Origin of the sequence: Calidithermus roseus (genome assembly GCF_003574095.1) — a bacterium.
Classification (GTDB): domain Bacteria; phylum Deinococcota; class Deinococci; order Deinococcales; family Thermaceae; genus Calidithermus; species Calidithermus roseus.
This window is the reverse complement of record NZ_QWLA01000046.1, coordinates 1-24008: the sequence shown is the minus strand read 5'-3', so window position 1 is coordinate 24008 and position 24008 is coordinate 1. Positions and strand designations below refer to the sequence as shown.

Sequence of the window (24008 nt, the reverse complement as noted above, 5' to 3'; positions counted from 1 at the left end):
CTACCCCTTCACCGCCCCCTCCGTGCCCCGCATGAAGAAGCGCTGGGCCAGGAGGAAGACCACCAGCACCGGGACCATCATGATCACGGCTCCGGCGGCGACGTTAAAGGAGTCGTAGTTAAACTGCCCCTTGAGCTTGAGGATCGCCACCGACATCGGCAACAACTCCTCGTTGGTCAGCAGGGCCACGCTGGGCCAGAAGTAGGCGTTCCAGGTGCCCACCAGCGTGAAGATGCCCAGCGCCGTGAGCGAGGGCAGCGACAGGGGCAGCATGATGCGCCAGAGGATCTGCACCTCGCTGGCCCCGTCGATGCGGGCGGCCTCCATCAGGGTGCCGGGGATGGCGAGGTAGGCCTGGCGCATGAGGAAGATGCCGAAGGCGGTGGCCAGCGTGGGCAGCACCACGCCCAGGTAAGTTCCCAGCAGGCCCAGGTCACGCAGGGTGAGCACGTTGACGATGAAGGCGATCTCGGTGGGCAGCACCAGCGTCGAGACGATGGCCCCGAAGATGAGGTTGCGGCCAGGAAAGCTCATGCGTGCCAGCGGGTAGGCCGCCAGCGCCGAGACCAGCAGCGTGCCCGCGACGGTGAGGGCGGTAATGACAAGCGAGTTGAGGAAGTACTTGCCCAGGTTGAGCTTCTCGATGACCTCGAGAAAGTTATTGAGCGTAACCGCCTTGGGGAAGAGGCTCTGCGGGAAGGCGTAGATGCTGATCCCGCTGCCCACGGTCTTGTCGGTGATGGCGATGGCCAGCGTCCAGAGGAAGGGAAACACCGCGAAGCCCAGGATGGCGATGAGCAGCGCGTAGTTGAGCACCCCCGCCAGAACCTTGCGCCAGGGCGGGCGGCGCAGGCGGGCAGCCTTGCGCTCGCGGGGCAGCCCGGCGACCTCCTGCCTCACGAGCGCCCTCCCCTCTCCTCGCGGGTGAGGTAGAAGTTGAGGTAGCTCAGGGCGAAGCCCACCAGCGCGATCAGGAGCCCCGCCGCCCCGGCGATGCCGAAGTTGGCGTCGAGCATGTTGCCCCAGCTCTTGTTGTAGACGTACAGCAGCGCGGTGTAGGTGGAGTTGAGCGGCCCGCCGCTGCCGCCGGTGAAGACCAGGATTTCCTCGAGCACCCGGATCGCCGCGATGGTCGAAAGCAGGCTGCACAGCAGGATGGTGGGCTTCATCAGCGGCACGGTGATGCGCCAGAAGCGCTGCCAGGCGTTGGCCCCGTCGAGCACGGCGGCTTCCTCGAGCTCTGCCGGGATGCTCTGCAAGCCCGCGAGGTAGAGCACCATGTAGTAGCCCAAGCCGCGCCAGAAGGTCACCAACATGATCGCCCACAGCGCGGTGTGCTCGTTGAGCAGCCAGCTAAAGCGCCCCTCCCAGTTGATGAGGTGCAGCAGCCGCAGCGACCAGTTGAGAAAGCCGTCCTTCTGGAAAATCCAGTCCCACATCACCGCCGCCAGCGCGATGGAGGTCACGACCGGCACGTAGTAGCTGGTGCGGAAAAGCCCCATCAGGGGCAGCTTCTGGTTGACCAGCACCGCCACCGCCAGCGAGGCGACCTGCAGCACCGGAACCACCAGCAGGTACTTGAGCGAGTTCCAGACCCCCGTCTGGAACAGCGGGTCGCCCAGCACCTGTGCGAAGTTGGCGAAGCCCACCCACCGGGGCGGCTCCTTGGCGGCCAGGTCGGCGATGGTGTAGTCGGTGAAGCCCAGATAGGCCCCGTAGATCACCGGGTAGAAGGTGAACAACCCCATCAGCACCAACGCGGGGGCCAAGAAGGCGTAGGCGATGAGGGTAGAAGTCAGGGCTCGGCGTTTCACGTACACCCCGCTTGGCCTGTTAGAAGGACTCTTGCAAACATTGAGGATATTTCTGCGGCAGATCGCGCCCAACTGGGGGCCCCGCAAGGCAGGTGAAAGGCCGGAGTCATATTTCGCTGGCGAAGGGCCGATGGCTCATAGCAGCAGACGAAAGGTTTCGGCTATGAGCCATCGACTATTGACTATCGACGCTTACTTCGCATTCGCGTTCCAGAAGGCTACCGCGTCGTCGAGGGCCTGCTTGGCGCTCTTGCGGCCTAAGAAGGCGGCCTCGATGTTGTCGTTGAAGTTCTTGAAGATGTCGTCGGTGTTCTTCGGGGGCTTGAAACCGGGGTTGATGAAGCGGCCCGAGCCCGAGACCATGCCCTTGGCGACCTCGATGGGGTCGTTGGGGTCCTTGGGCCTGAGGTTGGGGTCGCTCTCCGAGCCGCGCGCCGTGGAGACGATGGGCACCACGTTGGCGAATTTGACCTGGTTGGCGCGGTTGGTCATGAAGCTGGCGAAGAGGGCGGCCTCGCGCTTCTTGGTCGAGGCCTTGGGAATGACGAGGTCCATGGCCCCGCCGGTCTGGACCTTGGCGGCGCCCAAGGGCGCGGCGACGACCTTAGTCTTCTTGTAGAGCTCAGGGTTGGACTCCTTGACGCGGTTGAGCGACTGCGGCCCGCCGATCATGATGGCGACCTTGCCCTGGCTGTAGAGCTCGTTGGTGAGCTGGAAAGCTTCCTTGCGCAAGAGCTCCTGCGGGATCACGTCGGCCTTCATCAGATCGACGTACTTCTGCAACAGCGCCACGTGGGCGGCGGAGTTGAAGTTGGCCTTGCCCTGCGCGTCGTAGATCGACAGGCCCTCGAGGAAGAAGCGGCCCAGGAAGCTCGCGCCGTTGGGGTCTTTGACCGGGGGCAGCCAGCCATAGGCCCCGGTGGCCTTCTTGATCTTCTCCGAGGCGGCGAGCAGGTCGTCGGTGGTTTTGATGGCGTTGGGGTCCACCCCGGCTTTGGCGAGGAGCTCGGGGTTGTACATCATCACCCCCTGGTCCACCCAGCCGTACCAGGGGAAGCCGTAGGGCTTGCCGTCGACGGTGAAGATGCTGAGCACGTTGGGGTAGTAGGCGCTCTCGAGCGCGGCCTGGGTGGTGAGTTCGGTGAGCGGGGTCAGCAGCCCGTTCTGCGCGGCGGCGAAGGTGGAGTCTTGCCAGAGGTTGACCACGTCGGGGGCCTTGCCCAGCGCGATCGCGGCGGTGAGGTCGCGCTCCAGGGTGTCCTGCTTGTCGACCCACTTGACCTTGACGCTGGGGTTGGCCTTCTCGAAGTCGGCGATCACCCCCTTGATGTAGTTGTCGAAGTTGGGGCTTAGATAATACGTCCAGAACTCGATCTCCACGGTTCTCTGCTGAGCCAGGCCGCCGAGGCCCAACAGCCCCAGGCCCAACATCCCTGCCGCGAGTAGCTTCTTGACCATATCCTCCTCCTGAATGTGCCTACGGGCATAACCCGAAAAGCCAACGGCTAGTAGTTGCGGTCGGCCACCGCCGCCGCCGTCTTGGCGATGTGCTCCGACGAACGGGGGTGGCGCAACCCCACCAGGGTGTAGAGCAGGTCGAGCAGCAAGAGTTGCCCCATCTTGGCGCTCACCGAGCCGCCGGTGAGGGGCGACTCGGCCACGGGGGTGGTGAGGGTGAAGGTGGCGGCGCGGGCCAGGGGGCTCTTGGCCCGGTGGGTGATGGCCACGGTGGTGGCCCCGGCCTGCTGGGCGAGCTCGAGGGCCTTGACGGTGTCGATGGTGGTGCCCGAGCGCGAGATGCCTACCGCCACCGCCTGTGCGTCGAGGGTGCTGGCCGACATGGCCGCGAGGTGGGGGTCGGGGTAGGCCTGGGCCATGTAGCCCAGCCGCAGGAACTTGTAGGCGAAGTCCATGGCGGTCACGCCCGAGGCCCCCACCCCGTAGAACTCCAGCCGCTTCGCGCCGAGGATGCGCTCGACCACCGCCTCTACCACCGCCAGGTCGAGCATGCGCACGGTGTCCTCCAGGGCCTGGCGGGCGTGGTGGGTGACGTACTCGAGCACCTCCGGCGCGGTGCGGGGGTTCTCCTGCGGCGTGAGCCCCACCGGGTTGGCCGCCAGATCGGAGGCCAGCGCCAGCTTGAACTCCTGGAAGCCGCTGAAGCCCAGGTCGCGGCAGAAGCGGATCACGCTCGCCTCCGACGACCCCGAGGCCTCGGCCACCTCCACCACGGTCTGGTAGAGCAGTTGCTCGGGGTTCTCCCGCACGTACTCGGCGATCTTCCGCAGGGCCGGGGTGAGCCCCTTGCCCAGGCTGCGCAGCGAGGCCAGGGCACCGTTAGGCATGGGCACCTCCGGCTGTGGCGGTGGTCGGTGGCCGGTGGTCGATGGCTAAGGCGTCTCGCGTCTTGCGTCTTGCGTCTTGCGTAGAACGTACGGCGCACGACGTACGACCCTCTCGCGCTGGGCGCCCGGCGTTCATCCCGCCACCTTCCCCTCTGCCAGCGCGTCCACGAAGGCCTTGGTGAGCAGTTCGATGCGGGTGAGCGCGGTGCCCACAGCCACGGCGAAGGCCCCGGCCTCGAGCGCGGCCCGCGCCTCCTGCGGGGTGGCGATGCGGCCCTCGGCGATGGTGCGGACACCCCGCGCGGCGAGTTGGCGCACGAGCTCGAGGTCGGGGCCAGGGAGCCTGGGCGAGTAGTCGGTGTAGCCGGAGAGGGTCGAGCCCACGAAGTCGGCGCCCAGGCGGTGGGCCTCGAGGCCCTCCTCGAGGGTGGAAACGTCGGCCATGGCCAAGCAGCTCTGGGCGTGGATGGCCTCGATCAACTCGGCCACGGCGACCGGGCGCGGGCGCTGGGTGGCGTCAAAGGCGATGATCTCGGCCCCACGCCGGGCCAGGGCCTCCACGTCGGCGAGGTCGGGGGTGATGTAGACCGGCGAGGAGGGCACCTCCTTCTTGACCAAGCCGATGATGGGCAACCGGGTGACGGCGCGGGTGGCCTCGAGGTCGGCCAGGCTCTCGATGCGCAGGGCCACTGCGCCCCCGGCCTCGGTGGCCTGGGCCAGCGCCGCGACGAGGTGGGGGTGGTCGAGGGGCCCCCCGCGGACAGGCTGGCAGGAAGCGATGAGCCCGCCTTGCAGGCGTTGGGGTATGCCGGACGTGTCCCTGGGCATGGGTGACTTCTCCTCTGAAGCGTTACGCTACCCAAGACGCTAGTACTTGAAGTAAAGTTTTGTCAAGAGGTGTCAATATGGATGAAATGTTACATCTTGCCGGACGTCTGATGGGCGTGGACATTCCCGCTCCCGTGCTCGACGACGCCACCCGCGCCCACCTGGCGAAGTACCGCTTCGGCTCGGTCTGCCTGTTCCGCAAGAACATCCGCGACCGGCACCAGCTCGACCGGCTGGTAGCCGAGATCCGCGAGATCCTGGGCCCCGATTGCCTCATCTCCATCGACCAGGAAGGCGGCGCGGTGCAGCGCACCACCGACCTGCCCGAGGCCCCCGCGCCCATGGCCCTCGGCGCCATCGGCGACGTGGGCCTGGCCGAGGCGGTGGGCGGCGCGGTGGGGCGGGCTTTGATCTCGCTGGGCGTCAACTGGAACTTCGCGCCCAGCCTCGACGTCAACACCAACCCGCTCAACCCGGTCATCGGCGACCGCAGCTTCGGCTCCGACCCGGCCAGGGTAGCCGAGCTGGGGCTGGCCTGGGCACGGGGCCTCGAGCAAGCCGGGGTGATGGCCTGCGTCAAGCACTTCCCCGGCCACGGCGACACCCACCTCGACTCGCACCTCGACCTCCCCACCGTGGGCAAGCCCCGCGCCCTGCTCGAGCGCCTGGAGTTCCTCCCCTTCCGGCGGGCGGTGGAGGCCGGCGTGGGCTCGTTCATGACCGCCCACATCGTCTACCCTGAGCTCGACCCCGACTACCCCGCCACCCTCTCCCCGCGCATCCTCGGCGGGCTGCTGCGCCAGGAGTGGGGCTACGACGGCGTGGTGGTCACCGACTCGATGGACATGAAGGCCATCACCAAGTTCAGCCCCGACGCCGGCGCGGCAGCCGTGCGGGCCTTCGCCGCCGGGGCCGACATGGTGCTGGCGCTGGGCCCCAAGCCGGTCCAGGCCGCCCAGGCCGAGGCCCTGGCCAAGGCCATCGCGGACGGGAGTATCTCCCGCGAGCGCCTCGAGCAAAGCCTCGAGCGCCTCGCCCGCGCCGCTCGAGCCTTCCCCGGTACCCCCCGCCCCTACAGCGCCCAGGCCGAAGCCGCCGACCGCGCCCTGATGCAGCAAGCCGCCGCCCGCAGCCTTACCCGCTACGGCGCGGTGCGCCTGCCCCGCCCCGGCGACCGCATCCTCTTCGTGGCCCCCGACATCGCCCCCGGCGAGAGTGCCTACGAGAACGGCCCCGCCGCCCAGGAGTTGGCCCGCCGCCTCGAGGAGCGCTTCCCGCGCCTGCAAACCCTGGCCTACCCCCGCCAGCAGCCCCAGGCCATCCTGGCCTCGGCCCAGGCCGCCGCGAAGGAATCCGACTTCATCCTCTACGTCTCCACCACCCGCCAGCAGCTCTCCTCCGCCGAAGCCGAGCTGGCCCAGGCCCTCTTCGCCCTGGACAAGCCCGCCCTGCACGTGGCGCTGTGGAACCCCTACCACGTGCAGGTGGTGCGGCAGCCCGCCCTCATCACCTACGGCTGGCGCCCGCCCACCCTTCAGGCGCTGGTCGAGGTGCTCAGCGGCGCCGAGGCTCCGGGCAGGTTGCCGGTGGAACTGGCGGATTAGGAAGCGATCAGCCGTCCCACCCCCATCCTCCCCGCCGCCGTCGAGGGCCTAGGTCAGTGCCAAGGCGTTATGCGTCTCGCGTACGACGTAGGTCGTACGACCTCATGGCTATCGACCATCAACTATCGACCCAACCAGTAAGCTCTTAGCATGAAAGCCATTCGCGTCCACACTCCCGGCGGCCCTGAGGCCATGCGGCTCGAAGAAATTCCCGTGCCCACGCCCGGTGAAGGGCAGGTGCTGGTCAAGGTCGAGGCCGCCGGGGTCAATTTCATCGACGTCTACAAGCGCTCCGGGATCTACGCGCTCCCCACGCCCTTCACCGTGGGCGAGGAAGCCGCTGGAGTGGTGGAGGCGGTGGGACCTGGGGTAAGCGAGGTGAAAGCAGGCGAGCGCGTGGCCTGGGCCAACGTGATGGGAGCCTATGCCGAGTACGCGCTGGTCCCTGCCGAGAAGCTCGTGCGCATCCCCGAGGGCCTCGACTCCCGCACCGCCGCCGCACTGATGCTGCAGGGCATGACCGCGCACTACTTGGCCAGGAGCACCTACCCCCTCAAAGCCGGGGAGACCTGCGTGGTCCACGCCGCAGCCGGTGGGGTGGGGCTCTTGCTGATCCAGATAGCCAAGATGATCGGCGCGAGGGTGATCGCCACCGCCTCCAGCGAGGAAAAACGCGCCCTGGCCCGCGAGGCTGGGGCCGATCACACCCTGCCCTACGAGAACTTCGACCAAAGGGTGCTCGAGATCACCGGCGGCAAGAAAGCCGACGTGGTCTACGACGGGGTGGGCCAGGCCACCTGGGAGGGCAGCCTGAACTCGCTGCGGGTACGGGGCATGATGGTGCTCTACGGCCAATCCAGCGGCCCGGTGCCGCCCTTCGACCCGCAGGTGCTCAACCGCAAAGGTGGCCTCTACCTCACCCGCCCCTCGCTGTGGCACTACACCCAGGACCGCGCCGAGTTGGAGTGGCGCGCCGGCGAGATCATGCAATGGGTTGCTGAGGGACGGCTCAAGGTGCGCATCGGCGCACAGTTCCCCCTCGAGCAAGCCTCCCAGGCCCACGCCAAGCTGCAAGGGCGCGAGACCACCGGCAAGGTGCTGCTGATCCCCTGAGGCAGCCAAGCGCGGGGACAGGGTGTAGGGAGCTTGTGGCCTGTGGAGGAAAGCTTTCGGCCACCCAGCGTTTTGCGCCTTGCATACGACGCAAGACGTATGACCCCATGGTGGTCGACCCTCGACAGCTTGATATAACCACACTCAACTCTATTGACATTGGTCTCCTGAGAAGTTAATCTGAGGGCTAGTGAGCTAGCCTCAGTCCCTCACAGCCGGTGGATTGAGGCTAGGATCCGCAGACCGGAGGGCTTTGAATCCCGACGTGAGCAGCGAGGTGACCTTAAATGGCTAAAGCAGTGGGAATTGACCTGGGAACCACCAACAGCGTGATCGCCATCATGGAAGGCGACAAGCCCGTGGTTCTGGAGAATAGCGAGGGCAGCCGCACCACCCCTAGCGTGGTGGCTTTCAAGGGCTCTGAGACTTTGGTGGGCCAGATAGCCCGCCGCCAGGCCGCCCTCAACCCCGAGGGCACCGTCTTCGAGATCAAGCGCTTCATCGGGCGGCGCTGGGAAGAGGTGACCGAAGAGGCCAAGCGCGTGCCCTACAAGGTGCAGAAAGGGCCCGACGGGGGCGTGCGCGTGGAGATCGGGGGCAAGCTCTACACCCCCGAGGAAATCTCGGCCATGGTGCTGCGCAAGCTGGTCGATGACGCCTCCAAGAAGCTGGGCGAGCGCATCACCAAGGCCGTGATCACCGTGCCGGCTTACTTCAACAACTCCCAGCGCGAGGCCACCGCCAACGCGGGCAAGATCGCTGGCCTCGAGGTGCTGCGCATCATCAACGAGCCCACCGCCGCGGCGCTGGCCTACGGCCTGGACAAGAAGGGCAACGAGACGGTGCTGGTCTTCGACTTAGGCGGCGGGACCTTCGACGTGACCATCCTCGAGATCGGCGAGGGGGTCTTCGAGGTCAAGGCCACCGCCGGCGACACCCACTTGGGCGGCTCCGACATGGACCAGGCCATCGTGAGCTGGCTGGTCGAGGAGTTCAAGAAGGAATCGGGCGGCGTGGACCTGCGCGGCGACCGCCAGGCCCTCCAGCGGCTCATCGAGGCCGCCGAGAAGGCCAAGATCGAGCTCTCCGGCACCCCTGAGACCACCATCAGCCTGCCTTTCATCGGGCTCGACCCCGTCACCAAGACCCCCATCCACCTCGAGAAGAAGCTCACCCGCGCCAAGTTCGAGGAGCTCATCGCCCCCCTCCTCAAGCGGGTGCGCCAGCCGGTCGAGCAGGCCCTCAAGGACGCCGGGCTCTCGCCCAGCCAAATCGACGAGGTGCTGCTCGTAGGCGGGGCTACCCGCGTGCCGGCGGTGCAGCAGATCGTGCGGGAGATGCTGGGCAAGGAGCCCAACCGCTCGGTCAACCCCGACGAGGTGGTGGCCCTGGGGGCGGCGGTGCAGGCCGGGGTGCTCACCGGTCACGTCGAGGACGTGGTGCTCTTGGACGTGACTCCCCTGTCGCTGGCGGTGGAGACCAAGGGCGGCGTGGCCACCGTGCTCATCCCCCGCAACACCACCGTGCCCACCCGCAAGAGTGAGATCTTCACCACCGCCGAGCACAACCAGCCCGCCGTGGAAATCCACATCGTCCAGGGCGAGCGCCCCATGGCCGCCGACAACAAGAGCCTGGGCAAGTTCCGCCTCGAGGGCATCCCGCCCATGCCCGCCGGCATGCCCCAGATCGAGGTCACCTTCGACATCGACGCCAACGGCATCCTGCACGCCACCGCCAAGGAGAAGTCCACCGGCAAGGAAGCCAGCATCACCATCCAAAACACCACCACCCTCTCCGAGGCCGAGATCGATCGCATGATCAAGGAAGCCGAAGCCAACGCCGAGGCCGACCGCAAGCGCAAGGAGCACGCCGAGATCAAGAACCAGCTCGACACCGCCCGCATCCAGGCCGAGCGCGTAATGGGCGAGAAGCAGAGCACTCCCGAGGCCAAGAGCCGCCTCGAGGCTGCCGTCAGCAAAGCCAAGGAGCTCCTCGAGCGCGATGCCCCCGACAGTGAGCTCTCCGCGGCGCTGCAAGACCTGGCCAACGCCCTGCAGGCCTACGAGCAAGGAGCCACGGTGGGCGCCGCCGCCGGTCAGAGCAGCAAACCCGACGATGTGATCGACGCCGACTACAAACCGGCGGACTAAACGCCGATCGTCGATAGCTGATAGCCTGTACTCGAGGCTATCGGTTATCGACCATCCGCGAGGAAGCTATGGAAGAGACCAAAAACACCCAGTCTGTCGAAGCCGCTGCGGAAATCCCCGCCAGCGAGACCCAGCCCGACATCCCAGAGGTCGAGCGGCTGCGGGCTGAGCTGGAGGTGCTACAGGCCGAGCTACAAGCCGCCAAGGACAAATACATCCGCCTGTACGCCGACTTCGACAACTTCCGCAAGCGCACCGCCGTCGATCTCGAGGACGCCCGCAAGAGCGGGGAGCTGAAGGTGCTCAGGGCAATCCTGCCCGTCGGTGACGACCTCGAGCGGGCGCTAGGCTTTGCCCAAGCCAAGCCCGAGGACCTCATCCCCGGCGTCAAGGCGGTGCTGGAGAACTTCAAGCGCACCCTGGCGAGCCTGGGGGTCGAACCCGTTCCCGGCGTGGGCTCCGACTTCAACCCGCGCTACCACGAAGCCATCGGGATGCTCGAGGGCGAGAAGGACAAGGTCCTGCACCTCTACCAGGAGGGCTACCGCTACGGCGAGATGCTGGTGCGACCTGCCCGGGTCGTGGTGGGGAATGGGGTAAGTCAGGAGGAGCCAAAAGCGGATGGCGGATAGCCGATAGCTCCCAGCTCTGCGGCTATTGGCTATAAGCCATCGGCTACCGGCAACCTTTATGGCCTACAAGGACTACTACGCCATCCTCGGAGTCTCCAAGAACGCCTCGGCAGACGAGATCAAGAAGGCGTTCAAGAAGCTCGCCCGCAAGTACCACCCCGACGTCAACAAGGACCCGGGGGCCGAGGAGCGCTTCAAGGAGATCAACGAGGCCTACACGGTGCTCTCCGACCCCGAGAAGCGCCAGTTCTACGACCGCTACGGCTCCGATCCGGGCCAGGCCCGCTGGCAGGGGCCGCCGCCGGGGCAGGGCGGGTTCGGCGACTTCTCCGACTTCTTCCAGCAGCTCTTCGGCAACTTCGCCGGGCGCGGGGGGGGCTTCGGAGGTTTCGGGGACTTCGAGGACCTCTTCGGGGGCGTGCGGAGTGGGCCCAGGGCCCGTGTGAGCGAGCGGCGCGACCTCGAGGCCGAGCTCACTTTGAGCCTGGAGGAAGCCTACCGAGGCGGCGAGAAGCTGATCTCGGTCGGCAACGAGCGGCTGAACGTGCGGATCCCTCCCGGCGTGCGCGAGGGGCAGAAGATCCGGCTGGCGGGCAAGGGGCGCGCAGGCGGGGACCTCTACCTCACCGTGCGCCTTCAGCCCAGCCCCACCATGCGGCTCGAGGGCGACGACATCTACGTCAGCGCCGAGGTGCCCGCGCCCGTGGCGGTGGTGGGGGGCAACGTGCGGGTGCCTACCCTCGACGGCCCCGTCGAGCTCCACATCCCCAAACACAGCCAAGGAGGCCGCAGGCTGCGGCTCAAGGGCAAGGGCTGGCCCCGCAAGGACGGCAGCCGGGGCGATCAGTACGTCGAGCTTCGCTTAGTGGTCCCCACCTACCCCAGCCCCGAGGAGGAGAGGCTTTACCAGCAGTTGGCCGAATTGCTCAAGGCGAAGCATTAGGAGGGAGAGATGCTGGTGCGCAGCGAGCTGTACAGCTTCGAGGCCATCGCCAGCGAAGGGCTTTCCCCGGCGGCGGTGCAGGGCTACGTGCAGATCGGTTTCGTCGAGCCGATGGAAGCCAGCGGCCACTGGTACTTCAAGCCCGAAGACCTCCTGCGCATGCGCCGGGCCGAGCGCATTCGCCGCGACCTGGGGGTCAACCTCATCGGAGCGGCCCTGGTGGTGGAGGTGCTCGAGCGCACGGGCCAGTGAGCGCTCCCGCCTATTACGGGCTTACTGGCTATGCTCAGCTTCCGATGCCCCACACCAGCAGGGCTCCTAGGTCCTCGGCGGGCACCGGCCAGCCCAGCAGGTGGCCCTGGCCGAAGTCGCAGCCCATCTCCTTGAGGCGGGTGAGCTGGCTCTGGTCCTCCAGGCCCTTGGCGACGGCCCTGGCCCCAATCGCGTGGGCGATCTCGACGGCGGCTTTGGCCAAAGCCGCGTTGTCGAGGTTGGCGAAGAGGGGAGAGAGCTTGATCCAGCCCAGCGGCAGGCGCTTGAGCTGGTCCATAGGGATGGGGCTGGTGCCGAAGTCGTCGAGGGCGATGGTCACGCCCATCTCCTTGAGCAAGCTGAGGGTGCGGATGGAGGCCTCGAGGTCCCACAACAGCGCCTCCTCGCGCACCTCGAGCACCAGGATTTCCGGAGCCAGGCGCTTGGCCTGCAACAGGTCTTGCAGACGGGTGGGGAAGGCGGGGTCGGTGAGGGTCTCGCCGGAGAGGTTGAGGCTGAAGTAGGCGTTGACCCCCGAAGGCCGCCACAAGGCGGCCTGCTCGAGCACCCGCTCCAGGGTCCAGCGGTCCTGCACCACGATCAGCCCGGCTTGCTGGGCCGTGCCCAGGAACTCACCCGCCTGCTTGGTGTTGCCGCGCCCGCGCGGCCAGCGTACCAAAGCCTCGACGGCGATGAGCTCGAGGTCGGTCAGGCGCAGCACGGGCTGGAAGTGCAGGGTCAGGTTGTCGCGGGTGATGGCCTCTTGCAACTCGGAAGCGCCCGGCGTCAGCAGGCGGATACCCCCGCCGTCCTCGAGGGCCTGGGCACAGGCTTGCTCAGCCCGCTCCCACAGCTCGGGCACCGCCCCTGCGTCCTGCGGGAAGATGGCGATGCCGATGGCTACCTTGAAGCTGTGTCCCAGCGCCGAGCGCAGGCGTTGCAGGATGCGCTGAGCCACCCGCGCGGCCCCGCTGGCCCAGCGGATCTCCGACAGCAGCAGGGCGTAGCCCTGCGCACCCAGCCAGGTGATGGCGTCGGAGCTGCGCAGACACGAGGCAATCTCCCTGGCGGCGGTCTCGTTCTGGCTGGGGGGCAGCCCTTCGATCTGAAGCCGCACCAGGCCCACCATGCGCTTGTGGCGCCCGGCCAGGGCAATGGACTGGGCGATCTGGGCCTCGAACTCCGGCAGCCTGAGCCCGATGCTCTTGCGCGACTGGAGCACCACCCGCGAGCCCTCGCTCAGCGGCTGGTAGATCTGGCGCTCGAAGAGGTGGCCCAGCGCCAGCGCGAGCGCTTCCTTTTCGCCGCTCCAGCTCCGGGGCTGGGCGTTCTCCAGCCACAGCACCCCCAGCACCCCCCCCTCGCCGTGGAAGACGACCTGCTGCATGGACTGCACGCCCCAGGTCGTGAGCATCCCGCGCAGCTCGGCCAGGCGGGCGTCGGTCTTGGCGTCTTCGACGGTGATGAGCAGGGTGCGCTCGAGCGTGGCGAAATACACCGGATTGTCCTGAGCGGTGATCAGCCGCTCGGGGGTGTTGATCTGGGGATAGCGGGCCGCCAGGCGCAGGTGGCGGGTCTCTGGATCGCGCACCCAAAGGCTAAGGCTCTCCAAACCCAGCAGCTTCAAGGTAGCTTCCCCCAAACGGGGGAGGGCCTGCTCGAGGGAGGCGAACTGACCCTGGGCCAGTTGCAGCACCACCCGCTGCCAGGAATCCTGCGGCTGAGAGCCTCCTCCCGCTTCCTGGCTGTCGGCCAGCAGCGACTGCAGGGATTCGATGAGGGCCAGGCGGGCCCGTTCGTTGAGGTTGAAACCCTTATGGCCCAGGTGCAGCCGGGGCGCGGCCCACACCAGGCGGTTGCTGACCCACGACTCCCCCGTCAGCAGGTGCAGCAGCAGTTCCTGGGCTTCAGGCGCGCGCAGCACCGTCCCGGCGGAACCTCCCAGGCGTATGGCCATGCCCTCGGGAAGCTCCTGGTGTTCGATCAGAAGGGTCGAGCCCTCAATCGAGAGCGGTGCGAATAGTTTCCAGTTGAACTCATTCACCCGATGCCCCTCCAGGAGATGCGGCCCCACTTATCCTCCTAGTGTATTCGGGCTTGCAACCCGGCAATGGTCAAATCCGACACGGCTTCCCTGGAAGGCCGGTATTATTAACGATTAGCCCCCCTCAAAGCCCCGCCCCAACCGGCCAGCAGCCCCACCAGCAGCAGCACCAAGCCGATGGGAATGGGCCTGACCAGCACCCCGCACAACAATCCGGCCAGCACCAGCCCCGCGGCTACACGGGAGCGCCCCCCGCGCCAGGCCCGCATGGCCATGAAGCCCAGGAGGGCAGGCAAAAGCCACAGCGCCAGGCGAATCACAACGAAGGTGAACTCGGTCATCGTGCCCTAAAGCTTCAGCCCCTCGGGGGCAAAGCCCTCGACCCAGTGTGAGCCGTCCGGCGAGAACTCCTTCTTCCACACCGGCAGGATCTGCTTGACCCGTTCGATGGCGTAGCGGCAGGCCTCGAAGCCCTCGAGGCGGTGTGGCGAGGAGACCACGATCAGGATGGAGGCCTCCGCCGGGCCCACCCGCCCGGTGCGGTGCCACAGCGCCACCCGGCCCAGCACCCAGCGCTCGCGCATCTCGGCGATGATCCGCCGCATGACCCGCTCGGCCATGCCGCCATAGGCTTCGTACTCGAGGTAGGCCACCTCCTGGCCCTTGTTGGGGCTGCGGGTGGTGCCCAGGAAGCTCACCACCGCCCCATAAGGCGGGGCGCTGGCCCAGTCCACCCAGCGTTGCAGCTCCAGCGGCGCTTCGGTGAGGCCCCAACTGTCACGAGCCTCCTGCACGTCCGCCATGCTGCCTCCGGACACCGGGGGCAAGAAGGCCAGTTCGTCGCCGTTGGCCAGAGGGTGCTCGGGCGGGCGGAACTCCTGGTTGACGGCGGCCAGGCCCTGAGCGAGGGAGAGGCCGGGGAAGCGGGACTCGAGAACTCGCTGGGCGTCGCGCACCGTCGCACCCTCGGAGAGCTCGAGGGTGGTCTTGCGGGTGCCGGCCTGCTCGCGGAAGAGGGCGAAGAAGAGGACTTCAACTCGCATAACGATCCTTGCCCATGTACACCTGGCTCAGCCCGAAGGCCACCGAAAGGGCCTGGGGGTAGCGCATGCGCAGGGGTCCCAGCAGGGAGAGCTCCCCCACCGCCTCGCCCAGCGCCACTCCGGCTTGTACCAGCGAAACCCCCTCGATCTCGCCCACCCGCACGTTGAGGCCCCCCGGCGGGGTGAGGGGCTCGTCACCCGGGGCCTCGAAGAGTTCGAGGGCGTGGCGCAGGAACGCCGGGTCCATGGCCTCGGGTTCTCCCAGCAACAGCCCCATCCCCTCGCGGTACTCCGCCAGTTCGTCCTGGGCGAAGGCCCGCTTGAGGGCCTCGAAGAGTTCGCGCATGGCGGGGGTGTCGCCCCCTTGGGGCTCGAGCACCACCTGCCCTCGCAGGCGGCCTTCGGCCTCGGTGAGCTGGGCCTCGCTGGGAACGAAGCTCAGATCCAAGCGCGCCTCCCGCACGCGCCCCCCCTCGAGCACTGCCACCGCCAGCACCTTGCCCCCACCCAGCGACGACAGGTGGACCTGCCGGATGCGCGAGGGACGCTGCAGGCGCAGCCGCAGCAGGGCGGGGTAGCCCGAGAGCCTCGAGGCCACCTGCACCAGCAGCGTCTCTCGCCGCTCGCCGGCGCCGCTCAGCACCAGCGCCAGGCGTTCGAGGGTGGCCTGAGGCAACAGGTCCGGCGGCAGCTTGGATAAGGCGTAGTGGCGAAAGCCCTGCCGGGTGGGCACCCGCCCCGCCGAGGCGTGGGGCTTGGCGATGTAGCCAGCTTCCTCGAGTTCGATCAGCTCGTAGCGCACCATCGCCGGGGAGAGCCTGAGCCGCTGGGCCAGCATACCCGAAGGCACCGGGGCCTGGCCCTGGATGTAGCTCTCCACCAACAGATGCAACAGAGTGCGCTGCCGCTCGGTCATGCCAACCCCAGTCTACGCGCCCGCGTTGGGGTTGTGCAGTGACGGAAGTATCGATCCGTAAAGCCGACGACCCCCAGGTATACCAAATCCGGGAGTTTCAATCGTCGCGTTCACAAATCAATGAACAACTGTCCAAAAATGCAATAACATATTGCCAAAATTCGGGAATATATTACTCAATATTCGGGTCTAATTGGCATATCGATACACAAAAGATTGACAATTTGCATACCTCCTGCTAGCCTTTGGGCCATGGAGGTGAGGGGATGAGGAACCTTCGTTTATTGGGGGCGTTAGCGGTAGGGGCGGGTTCAGTCGCCCTGGCACAGGATCCGGAGCTGTCCGCCGCCGACACGGCCTGGATGCTGGTGGCTACCGGCCTGGTGTTGCTCATGACGCCGGCCCTGGCCTTCTTCTACGGTGGCCTGGTGCGTTCTAAGAGTGCGCTCAACACGATGATGATGAGCTTCGTGGCGCTGGGCTTCGTGGGGGTGGCCTGGGCGCTAGTGGGCTACTCGATCTCGCTGAGCCCGGGCGGCAACGACTTCATCGGCGACCTGCGCTTCGCCTTCCTCAACGGGGTGAGCCTGGAGAACAAGGGCGCGGTGGCCGCCATCACCATCCCCCACCTGCTGTGGATGGCCTTCCAGGGCACTTTCTGCATCATCACGGCGGCGCTGGTCTCGGGTTCCATCGTCGAGCGCATGCGCTTTCCGGCCTACTTGCTCTTCATGACCCTGTGGAGCGTGGCGGTCTACGCCCCGCTGGCCAAGTGGGTGTGGGGTGGCGGCTTCCTGGCCGACCTGGGCGCTTGGGATTTCGCCGGTGGCACGGTGGTGCACATCAACGCGGGCATATCGGGCCTGGTGGCGGCGCTGGTGCTGGGAACCCGCAAGGACTTCGGACGCCAGGCCATCCTGCCTCACAACGTACCCTTCGTCCTGCTGGGGGCTGCGCTGCTGTGGTTCGGCTGGTTCGGCTTCAACGCCGGAAGCGCCTGGGGCGCGAGCCAGAGCGCTTCCATCGCCTTCGTCAACACCATGCTGGCCCCGGCAGCCGCGCTGGTGGTGTGGGCCCTGCTGGACCTCACCCGCACGGGCAAGGTGACGGCAGTCGGCGTGGCGACGGCCATCGTGGTGGGCCTGGTGGTAATCACCCCAGCCGCAGGCTACGTCTCGGCCACCTCGGCCCTGCTGATGGGGGCCATCGGAGCCTTCCCCAGCTACTTCGCCATGCTGTGGCGGGCCAGGAGCAAGCTCGACGACTCGCTGGACGTGTTCGCAGGCCACGGCATCGGCGGCATGACCGGCGCCATCCTGACCGGAGTATTCGGCCAGAAGGTAATCGCCGGGGTAGAGGTGGGTTACTTCAACGGCCTGCTCGCGGGCAACCCCCAGCAGGTGCTGATCCAGGCCTTCGCGGTGCTGATCGCGGTGGGGTACAGCGCTTTGATGACCTTCATCCTGCTCAAGCTCGTCGGAGTCATCACCCCCCTCAGGGCCAGCGCCAAGGACGAAGCGACGGGGATGGACGTCACCCAGCACGGCGAAGAGGGCTACACCAGCGGCGAGGGCGCTATTCTGGTGCTGGAGTCCGGCGAGCCCAGGGGCAAGCCCGCCGCGGCCAAGAGCTAAGGGGGTTTGAGGCATGAAACTGGTAGTGGCGATTGTTCGTCCGGAAAAAGTCAACGACGTGCTCGAGGCCCTCTACAAGGCCGAGGTGCGGGGCCTGACCATCTCCCGCGTGCAGGGTCACGGCGGTGAGACCGACGAGGTGCAGACCTACCGGGGCACCACCGTCAAGATGGAGTTGCACGAGAAGGTGCGCTTCGAAATCGGGGTCTCCGACTCCTTCGTAGCCCCCACCGTGCGGGCCATCATGAGCGCCGCCCGCACCGGCGAGGTGGGCGACGGCAAGATCTTCGTGCTCCCTGTCGAGAAGGTCTACCGCATCCGCACCGGCGAGGAAGATACGGCTGCCGTGACCCCGGTGGCCTAGAAATCCCTCATCCTCCTCAGAGCCCACACCCCTCGAGCCCCAGTAGACTCGAGGGGTGCTCGCCTTTCTCTTCGTGGACGGGCTGGGGCTCTCCGCCGACCCCCGCAGTCCGCTGCGGCAGTTAGAGCTGCCCACCCTGCGCGCCCTGACGGGCGACTTCTCCCCCGCCGCCCGCAACGCGCCCGGCGTGGCCTACCGCGTCCTCGACGCCAACTTAGGCTTCGAAGGCCTGCCGCAGTCGGCAACCGGGCAGACCACGCTGCTCACCGGCACCAACGCCAGCGCCCTGCTGGGTCACCATCAGGGGCCGCATCCAGGCCGGCGGCTGCAGGAGCTGCTGCGCGAGCAGAGCCTGCAGGTGTGGGCTGCACGCCAGGGGCTGAGGCTGCTGCACGCCAACGGCTATCGCCAGGAATACCTCGAGCGCCTGCGGGCCTCGAGGCGCAACCTGTTCTCGGCCTTCGCCTTCGCGGCTGTGGCGGCGGGCCTCGAGCTGTTACCCCTGGGCGATCCCAGGACGGTGCCCCCGGCCTTCTGGCCCGATCCCGAGCGCTCCGGCGAGCGCTTCGCGGCAATGGCGCAGGGACACGACCTGGTGCTTTTGGAGAACTGGTCCCTCGACTACTCGGCCCACCGCGAGCCCGAGCGCCTGAGCGAGCGCTTCACCGAACTCGACCGCTTCGTGCGGGGCTGGCTCGAGGCCGGCCCCGAGGCCACCCTGCTCCTCACCGCCGACCATGGCAACGCCGAAGAACCCTGGCACTCCTCGCATACCCGCAACCCGGTACCCCTGCTGGTGGTGGGTCCCAAAGCCTCCACCGTGCCGCCGATGGGTTCGCTGGTGGACGTGGCCCCGTGGGTGCGGGGGCAGTTTTAAACCCCGTAAGCCTGCCGGTTCTCCCGCCACAGCAGCCAGACCAGGCCCAGGATGGGCTGGACCAGGGGCAAGAAACCGTAGTCCCGGCCAAAGTAGGACCAGGCCGTGTGGCCGATCGCCTCGGGCTGTAGCAGGGTCAGGCTACCCACCAGCAGCACCCCCATGGTCTCGAAGCTCAGCAAGCCCACCGCCAGTCGCCAGGCCGCGGGCTTGCGGACTACGAAGCCCAAAGTGGCCAGCAGGTAGCACAACGCCGCCACCGTGGTGATGGCCGGAGCGAGGTAATCGCTCACGCCGGGTTTGCAGCAGAGCTGGTATATCCCGCGTGCGCCGGTCGAAAGCGCCAGCAGCGGATAGGAAACGGCCAGGATTTGCCCGATGGCCCGGATAAACTGGGGCGAAAGACTCATCCGGAGCATCTAATCACCACGCTTCGGGGACAAACGTCCTAATTGCCTCCACCCCAATGCTATAGCCTCGAGCCCATAGTCTGTTGGAGACCGAGACGAGCCTATGCCCGAAAACAAAGCGTCCGACAACGAGTTGGCAATTGCCCAGCCCCACGAACCTGCCCTAGCCCAGCCAATCCGCTGGGTCTGGATGGGGGTGGGGTTTTTCTTCGTGGCCCTGGGTTTCATCGGGGCTCTTTTGCCGGTGATGCCCTCGACGGTGTTTTTCATCACCGCCGCCTACTGCTTCGCGCGGGGCAGCCGGCGCTGGCTCGAGTGGCTGCTGGCCCTGCCCAGGATAGGGCCGCTGGTACGCGACTACCGCGCAGGCAAAGGCATGCCGTTGCGGGCCAAGCGCATCGCCGCTTCGATGTGTTCGGTTGGCGTGCTGCTGAGCAGCCTGGCCATCGAATCCTGGGCTGCTCGAGCCCTGGCTCTCGCCCTGGGCATAGCAGGCGTCTGGTTCATCCTCTTCCGGATCCCCACCAAACGGGTGGGTTAGAGCTGTCGGCCACCGATTATGGACTATCGACGACCGATGCTTTACCTCCACCATGACGCGGTAATCTGGACGCATGGTTTACGCCGTCTGCAAAGTACTGGCCTCTTTCCTGCTGCGCGTCCTGTTTGGTCTGCGGGTTGAAGGAGCCGAGCGGGTGCCCAAAGATGGCCCTGTCATCCTGGCTTCTAACCACCTTTCCTTTCTCGATCCCTTAGCCATCGGCTGTGGCTGCCCACGCCCGGTGGCTTTTATTGCCCGGGCCGATATTTTCCGCTATCCGGTGCTGTCGTGGTTGCTGCCGCGGCTCTACGCCATCCCGGTGGAACGCGGCAGCAGCGACCTGGGCGCGGTCAAGGCAGCCATTCGGGCGCTGAAGGCAGGCTTGGCCTTCGGCATTTTCCCCGAAGGTCACCGCAGCCGCACGGGCAGGCTCGAGCCCTTCAAGACGGGAGCGGCCTCCATCGCCATGCGAACCGGAGCCAGGATCGTACCCGTAGCCATCATCGGCAGCGATAAGGCCTGGCCTGTAGGCAGCGCCCCGCGTTTGCGTAAAAACATAACGGTGATTTTTGGCGATCCCATCACACTGCCCAACAAGAAGCTTGATCATGAGGGGTTGGAGGAGGTTACGCGCCAGCTCGAGGCCATGGTTGCCGCACTTTTGCCCCCTGAGTATGTAGGCATGGGCAATTCGGAGTCTATTCGTTCTTAACATAATGGCGGGGAAGCCCCATCAGATGCTTGCATTTCTCTCTCATGCTGTGCTACACTCCGTCCTGAAGGGAAAACTAAAGGAGGTAATGCATGGCGAAGAAGACCACCAAGACCAAAGCCGATCTGATCGACCAAGTTGCTGCGGCCTCCGGCCTGAAGAAGAAAGACGCCAAGGCTGCGGTGGACGCCTTCTTGTCCAAAGTGGAAGCTGCGCTGAGCGGTGGCCACAAGGTCCAGCTCACCGGCTTCGGCACCTTCGAGGTGCGCTCCCGCAAGGCCCGCACCGGCGTGAAGCCCGGTACCACCCAGAAGATCAAAATCCCCGCCTCCAAGTATCCGGCCTTCAAGCCCGGCAAGGCGCTCAAGGAGAAGGTAAAGAAGTAAGGTTCCAGCAACCTTAGTTTTTCCTTCAAACGGGGGAGGCCAACCTCCCTCGTTGCTTCCCTAGAGTATCGGTAGGGCCGGCCATCGGGCCGGCCTTGAAATATTGGCTCCAGGGTTGGCACGGATAAAGGACACGATAAGCTATCAGCTATGGGCATCGTCGTCGTCGGCAGCCTCAACATGGACCTGGTGGTGAGGGTTGCACGCCATCCCGTGCCGGGCGAAACCCTGCTGGGCTCGGACTACGAGAGCTACTTCGGCGGCAAGGGAGCCAACCAGGCCGTGGCTGCGCAGCGCATGGGCGGCAAGGTACGCATGATCGGGCGGGTGGGCAACGACGGCTTCGGCGAGCGCATCAAGACGCACCTCAAAGCCCAGGGCATCAACGTCAACGCCACCATCTGCATCAACGCCCCTACCGGGGTGGCCTTCATCAGCGTGGACAAGGCGGGGCAGAACGTCATCATCGTCTCTCCGGGGGCCAACTCGCGCCTCAAGCCGGAAAACCTCTCCCCCATCGAGTTCGAGCACACGGCAGTGGTGATGCTGCAGCTCGAGGTACCCCTCGACACCGTGCGCCGCGCCGCCCGGATCGGGCGCGAGAGCGGAGCCCGCGTGATCCTCAACGCAGCCCCCGCCCTACCCCTCTCCCCCGCCGACTTAGCCCTCTTCGACATCCTGGTGGTCAACGAGAGCGAGGCTCAGGCCTACTCTGGGCTGGCGGTGGATTCGCCCGAGAGCGGCATCGAGGCCGCCCGCAAGCTGCGCCAGCACTGCCCCACAGTGATCGTGACTCTCGGGGCGCAGGGCGCGGTCTGGGCCAGCGCCGAGGGCGAGGGGTATCAAAGCGCCTTCGAGGTGCGGGCAGTAGATACCACTGCCGCCGGGGACGCCTTCATGGGGGCGCTGGCGGTATCGCTGAGCGAGGGCAGGAGCCTGGAGCGGGCCATCCGCCTGGGGGCTGCCGCCGGGGCGCTGGCCGTGACCCGACCCGGAGCCCAGACCTCGCTGCCCACCCGCCTCGAGGTCGAGGCCTTCCTGAGCGAGCGCAGCGCTTGAAGGTCGAGGGCCGGTGGCTCGTGGATATCCCCCCTGTAAGGGGGGAAGGCATTAGGCGTTCGGGTTTTGCCTACGACCCCGAGGCCCCTCGGTGCTAAGGCAATGGTCGGATACCTTACGTAGCGAAGCGGCCTCAGGCTCCAAGATGGGGCCATGAACCAATACGAAGTGGCGACACTGGGCGGGGGCTGTTTCTGGTGCCTCGAGGCCGTCTATGACGAGCTAAAGGGCGTGGTGGACGTGGTCTCGGGCTACAGCGGGGGGCACGTGGTCAACCCCACCTACGAGGAGGTGTGCGGCAAGAAGACCGGCCACGCCGAGGTGGTGCAGGTGACCTTCGACCCCGCCGTGGTGAGCTACCGGGAGCTGCTCGAGGTCTTCTTCACCATCCACGACCCCACCACCCCCGACCGCCAGGGCAACGACGTGGGCCCACAGTACCGCTCGGTCATCTTCTACCACTCCCCCGAACAGAAGGCCACCGCCGAAGCCGTGATGGCCGAGCTCGAGGCCGCCGGGATCTGGGACGACCCCATCGTGACCGAGCTGAAGCCCTTCGAGGTGTTTTACCCCGCCGAGGACTACCACCAAGAGTACTTCAAGCGAAACCCCCACCAGCCCTACTGCGCCTTCGTGGTCGCCCCCAAGGTGAGCAAGTTCCGTAAGAAGTTCTACGACCGGCTCAAGCGGGAGGATTCCACTCGCGCTTAGGCTCTTGCCTACGAGGACGACCCCTGGTCATCGACTATCGACCACCGAGCCCCTGAAACTCCGCACCGCCTCGACGACGTACTCGGCCTCCTCGAGCCTGAGCTGTGGGCCCAGCGGCAGGGAGAGTTCCTGGGCATGAATGCGCTCGCTGAGGGGGAAGTCGCCGGGCTTGTAGCCCAGGTCGCGGTAGGCCGCCTGCAGGTGGGGCGGGATGGGGTAGTGGATGAGGGTGCCCACACCGCGCTCGGCCAGGTGCTTTTGCAGCGCGTCGCGCTCGGGGGAGAGCACGGCGAAGATGTGCCAGACGTGCTCGGCGTAGGGGGCGGTCTGGGGCAGGATCAGGCCGGTGTCCTGGAGGGCCTCGAGGTAGTAGGCGGCCAAGGCGCGGCGACGGTCGTTCCACTCGTCGAGGTACTTGAGCTTGACCCGCATGGCCGCGGCGTGGATGGGGTCTAGGCGGGAGTTGACGCCCTTGACCTCGTTGACGTACTTGACCCTCGAGCCGTAGTTGCGCAGCACCCGGATGCGGTCGGCAAGCTCGGGGTGATTGGTGGTCACGGCCCCGCCGTCGCCTAAGGCGCCCAGGTTCTTGTTGGGGTAGAAGCTCCAGGCCACCGCGTCGCCGTGCGCGCCGATGCGTTGGCCCTTGTAGCGCGCGCCGTGAGCCTGGGCGGCGTCCTCGAGCAGCCACAGGCCGTGCTTGCGGGCGATCTGGAGCAGGGGGTCGAGGTCGGTGGGCTGGCCGTAGAGGTGTACGGGCAGGATGGCCCGTGTGCGCTCCGTGATGGCCGCCTCCACACGGGCGGGGTCCAGGTTGTAGCTGAGCATCTCCGGCTCGACCGGCACCGGGGTCGCGCCCACGTAGGACACCGCCAGCCAGGTGGCGATGTAGGTGTTCGAAGGCACGATCACCTCGTCGCCGGGGCCCACCTCCATCGCCCGCAGCGCCAGATAAAGCGCGTCGAGGCCGTTGGCCACGCCCACGCAGTGCCGGGCTCCGACGTAAGCGGCGTACTCCTGCTCGAAAGCCTCCACCTCGCTGCCCAGGATGTACCAGCCGCTGCTCACCACCCGGCTCACGGCCTCGTCGAGTTCGCGCTTGAGTTCCTGGTAAGCCGACTGCAATTCGAAATAGGGAATCTTCATCTGAACCTCTCTCGGTACGTGCTCATGGCGAATGGCCCTTGGCTATTAGCCAGCCTTACTGCAACTTCCGCGAAGCCTCGAGGAACTCCTGGTAATCCTGGTAGTAATCTCCCGCGTCGTAGGGCCTCGAGGCCAGCACCAAGCACACCGCGCCCGAGGAGAAGTCCTCGATCTCGCGCCAGATCATGGGCGGGAGGTAGAGCCCGAAGTAGGAGCGGTTGAGGAAGTAGCGCTGGCGGGTGCCGCCCGAATCGACGACCACCGTGAACGAGCCCGAGACGGCGATGAGGAACTGCTCGGTGGTCTTGAGCGCGTGGCCGCCGCGGCTCTCGCCGCCGGGCACGTCGTAGAGGTAGAAGACCCGTTGGATCTCGAAGGGCACGTGGCGGCCCCCCTCGATGAAGGTGAGGTTGCCCCGAGGGTCGGGGATTTTGGGCAGCTCGATCATGCGCACGTCCTGCAGGCGGGCTCTCTTGGGTGGGGG

Annotated in this window: 26 protein-coding genes; 14 read left to right on the top strand and 12 right to left on the bottom strand. The window is 66.6% G+C overall.

Annotated elements, in window-relative coordinates:
- The 5 genes from Mrose_RS11815 to Mrose_RS11795 form a co-directional block, all read right to left on the bottom strand.
- Positions 1-900 (bottom strand): carbohydrate ABC transporter permease, encoded by a 900-nt coding sequence (locus tag Mrose_RS11815; RefSeq protein WP_119278491.1) that lies wholly within the window; start codon positions 898-900, stop codon positions 1-3.
- Positions 897-1814, bottom strand: coding sequence for a carbohydrate ABC transporter permease (locus Mrose_RS11810; protein ID WP_245969866.1), 918 nt, complete (start codon positions 1812-1814; stop codon positions 897-899). Before Mrose_RS11810 ends, Mrose_RS11815 begins: the two co-directional genes overlap by 4 nt.
- 192 nt (positions 1815-2006) lie before the next feature.
- On the bottom strand, positions 2007-3272 hold the full coding sequence (locus Mrose_RS11805; protein ID WP_119278487.1) for an ABC transporter substrate-binding protein: 1266 nt from the start codon (positions 3270-3272) through the stop codon (positions 2007-2009).
- A 47-nt stretch (positions 3273-3319) separates the two neighbouring features.
- Positions 3320-4159: a MurR/RpiR family transcriptional regulator gene (locus Mrose_RS11800; protein WP_119278485.1), complete on the bottom strand. Its 840-nt coding sequence runs from the start codon at positions 4157-4159 to the stop codon at positions 3320-3322.
- A gap of 132 nt (positions 4160-4291) precedes the next feature.
- A complete protein-coding gene (locus Mrose_RS11795; RefSeq protein ID WP_119278484.1) occupies positions 4292-4987 on the bottom strand; it encodes an N-acetylmannosamine-6-phosphate 2-epimerase in 696 nt (231 codons plus the stop codon).
- A gap of 77 nt (positions 4988-5064) precedes the next feature.
- Between Mrose_RS11795 and Mrose_RS19655 the strand changes: the two genes are divergently transcribed.
- The 6 genes from Mrose_RS19655 (at position 5065) to Mrose_RS11765 (ending at position 11681) form a co-directional block, all read left to right on the top strand.
- Positions 5065-6591 (top strand): glycoside hydrolase family 3 protein, encoded by a 1527-nt coding sequence (locus Mrose_RS19655; protein WP_275052661.1) that lies wholly within the window; start codon positions 5065-5067, stop codon positions 6589-6591.
- A 150-nt stretch (positions 6592-6741) separates the two neighbouring features.
- A complete protein-coding gene (locus tag Mrose_RS11785) occupies positions 6742-7704 on the top strand; it encodes a quinone oxidoreductase family protein (protein ID WP_119278480.1) in 963 nt (320 codons plus the stop codon).
- Positions 7705-7991: 287 nt separating this feature from the next.
- On the top strand, positions 7992-9854 hold the full coding sequence (gene dnaK / locus Mrose_RS11780; RefSeq protein WP_119278478.1) for a molecular chaperone DnaK: 1863 nt from the start codon (positions 7992-7994) through the stop codon (positions 9852-9854).
- A gap of 68 nt (positions 9855-9922) precedes the next feature.
- On the top strand, positions 9923-10486 hold the full coding sequence (locus tag Mrose_RS11775) for a nucleotide exchange factor GrpE (protein ID WP_119278476.1): 564 nt from the start codon (positions 9923-9925) through the stop codon (positions 10484-10486).
- 58 nt (positions 10487-10544) lie between these two features.
- The gene (locus Mrose_RS11770) at positions 10545-11429 is read left to right on the top strand and encodes a DnaJ C-terminal domain-containing protein (protein WP_119278474.1); all 885 of its coding nucleotides are present in this window, start codon (positions 10545-10547) and stop codon (positions 11427-11429) included.
- Positions 11430-11438: 9 nt separating this feature from the next.
- Positions 11439-11681, top strand: a complete 243-nt coding sequence (locus Mrose_RS11765) for a chaperone modulator CbpM (RefSeq protein WP_119278473.1) — start codon at positions 11439-11441, stop codon at positions 11679-11681.
- 34 nt (positions 11682-11715) lie between these two features.
- Here the strand turns inward: Mrose_RS11765 and Mrose_RS11760 are convergent, their stop codons facing one another.
- From Mrose_RS11760 to Mrose_RS11745, 4 genes are all read right to left on the bottom strand, one after another.
- Positions 11716-13725, bottom strand: coding sequence for a GGDEF domain-containing phosphodiesterase (locus Mrose_RS11760; protein WP_119278471.1), 2010 nt, complete (start codon positions 13723-13725; stop codon positions 11716-11718).
- A gap of 107 nt (positions 13726-13832) precedes the next feature.
- On the bottom strand, positions 13833-14066 hold the full coding sequence (locus Mrose_RS11755; protein WP_119278469.1) for a hypothetical protein: 234 nt from the start codon (positions 14064-14066) through the stop codon (positions 13833-13835).
- 6 nt (positions 14067-14072) lie between these two features.
- Positions 14073-14768, bottom strand: a complete 696-nt coding sequence (gene moaD, locus Mrose_RS11750) for a molybdopterin converting factor subunit 1 (protein ID WP_119278467.1) — start codon at positions 14766-14768, stop codon at positions 14073-14075.
- Positions 14758-15684: an HrcA family transcriptional regulator gene (locus Mrose_RS11745; protein WP_119278465.1), complete on the bottom strand. Its 927-nt coding sequence runs from the start codon at positions 15682-15684 to the stop codon at positions 14758-14760. Before Mrose_RS11745 ends, moaD begins: the two co-directional genes overlap by 11 nt.
- Positions 15685-15950: 266 nt before the next feature.
- Between Mrose_RS11745 and Mrose_RS11740 the strand changes: the two genes are divergently transcribed.
- From Mrose_RS11740 to Mrose_RS11730, 3 genes are read left to right on the top strand one after another with little or no spacing between them, the layout of a single operon-like run.
- Entirely contained in the window at positions 15951-17318 is a 1368-nt protein-coding gene (locus Mrose_RS11740) for an ammonium transporter (RefSeq protein WP_119278463.1), read from the top strand.
- A gap of 13 nt (positions 17319-17331) precedes the next feature.
- Positions 17332-17682 (top strand): P-II family nitrogen regulator, encoded by a 351-nt coding sequence (locus tag Mrose_RS11735; protein ID WP_119278461.1) that lies wholly within the window; start codon positions 17332-17334, stop codon positions 17680-17682.
- Between the two features lie 55 nt (positions 17683-17737).
- The gene (locus tag Mrose_RS11730) at positions 17738-18559 is read left to right on the top strand and encodes a metalloenzyme (protein WP_119278459.1); all 822 of its coding nucleotides are present in this window, start codon (positions 17738-17740) and stop codon (positions 18557-18559) included.
- Here Mrose_RS11730 and Mrose_RS11725 read toward each other — a convergent pair.
- Complete coding sequence (locus Mrose_RS11725; RefSeq protein ID WP_245969865.1) at positions 18556-18969, bottom strand: hypothetical protein; 414 nt, start codon at positions 18967-18969, stop codon at positions 18556-18558. The genes Mrose_RS11730 and Mrose_RS11725 overlap by 4 nt on opposite strands.
- A 103-nt stretch (positions 18970-19072) precedes the next feature.
- Between Mrose_RS11725 and Mrose_RS11720 the strand changes: the two genes are divergently transcribed.
- The 5 genes from Mrose_RS11720 (at position 19073) to msrA (ending at position 22378) form a co-directional block, all read left to right on the top strand.
- Positions 19073-19510, top strand: a complete 438-nt coding sequence (locus Mrose_RS11720; RefSeq protein ID WP_119278455.1) for a YbaN family protein — start codon at positions 19073-19075, stop codon at positions 19508-19510.
- Positions 19511-19583: 73 nt separating this feature from the next.
- On the top strand, positions 19584-20222 hold the full coding sequence (locus Mrose_RS11715) for a lysophospholipid acyltransferase family protein (protein WP_119278454.1): 639 nt from the start codon (positions 19584-19586) through the stop codon (positions 20220-20222).
- Between the two features lie 92 nt (positions 20223-20314).
- Positions 20315-20608 carry an HU family DNA-binding protein gene (locus Mrose_RS11710; protein WP_027891410.1) on the top strand — a complete coding sequence of 98 codons (294 nt, stop codon included), beginning with the start codon at positions 20315-20317 and terminating at the stop codon, positions 20606-20608.
- Positions 20609-20758: 150 nt separating this feature from the next.
- Positions 20759-21667, top strand: coding sequence for a ribokinase (gene rbsK, locus Mrose_RS11705; protein ID WP_119278452.1), 909 nt, complete (start codon positions 20759-20761; stop codon positions 21665-21667).
- A gap of 153 nt (positions 21668-21820) precedes the next feature.
- Complete coding sequence (gene msrA, locus Mrose_RS11700) at positions 21821-22378, top strand: peptide-methionine (S)-S-oxide reductase MsrA (RefSeq protein ID WP_119278450.1); 558 nt, start codon at positions 21821-21823, stop codon at positions 22376-22378.
- Positions 22379-22405: 27 nt separating this feature from the next.
- Here msrA and Mrose_RS11695 read toward each other — a convergent pair whose 3' ends face one another.
- Together Mrose_RS11695 and Mrose_RS11690 are read right to left on the bottom strand one after the other, a co-directional pair.
- The gene (locus Mrose_RS11695; RefSeq protein ID WP_119278448.1) at positions 22406-23524 is read right to left on the bottom strand and encodes a DegT/DnrJ/EryC1/StrS family aminotransferase; all 1119 of its coding nucleotides are present in this window, start codon (positions 23522-23524) and stop codon (positions 22406-22408) included.
- 55 nt (positions 23525-23579) lie between these two features.
- The coding region (locus Mrose_RS11690) for a sugar 3,4-ketoisomerase (protein WP_220452319.1) at positions 23580-24008 on the bottom strand (429 nt) is incomplete at its 5' end.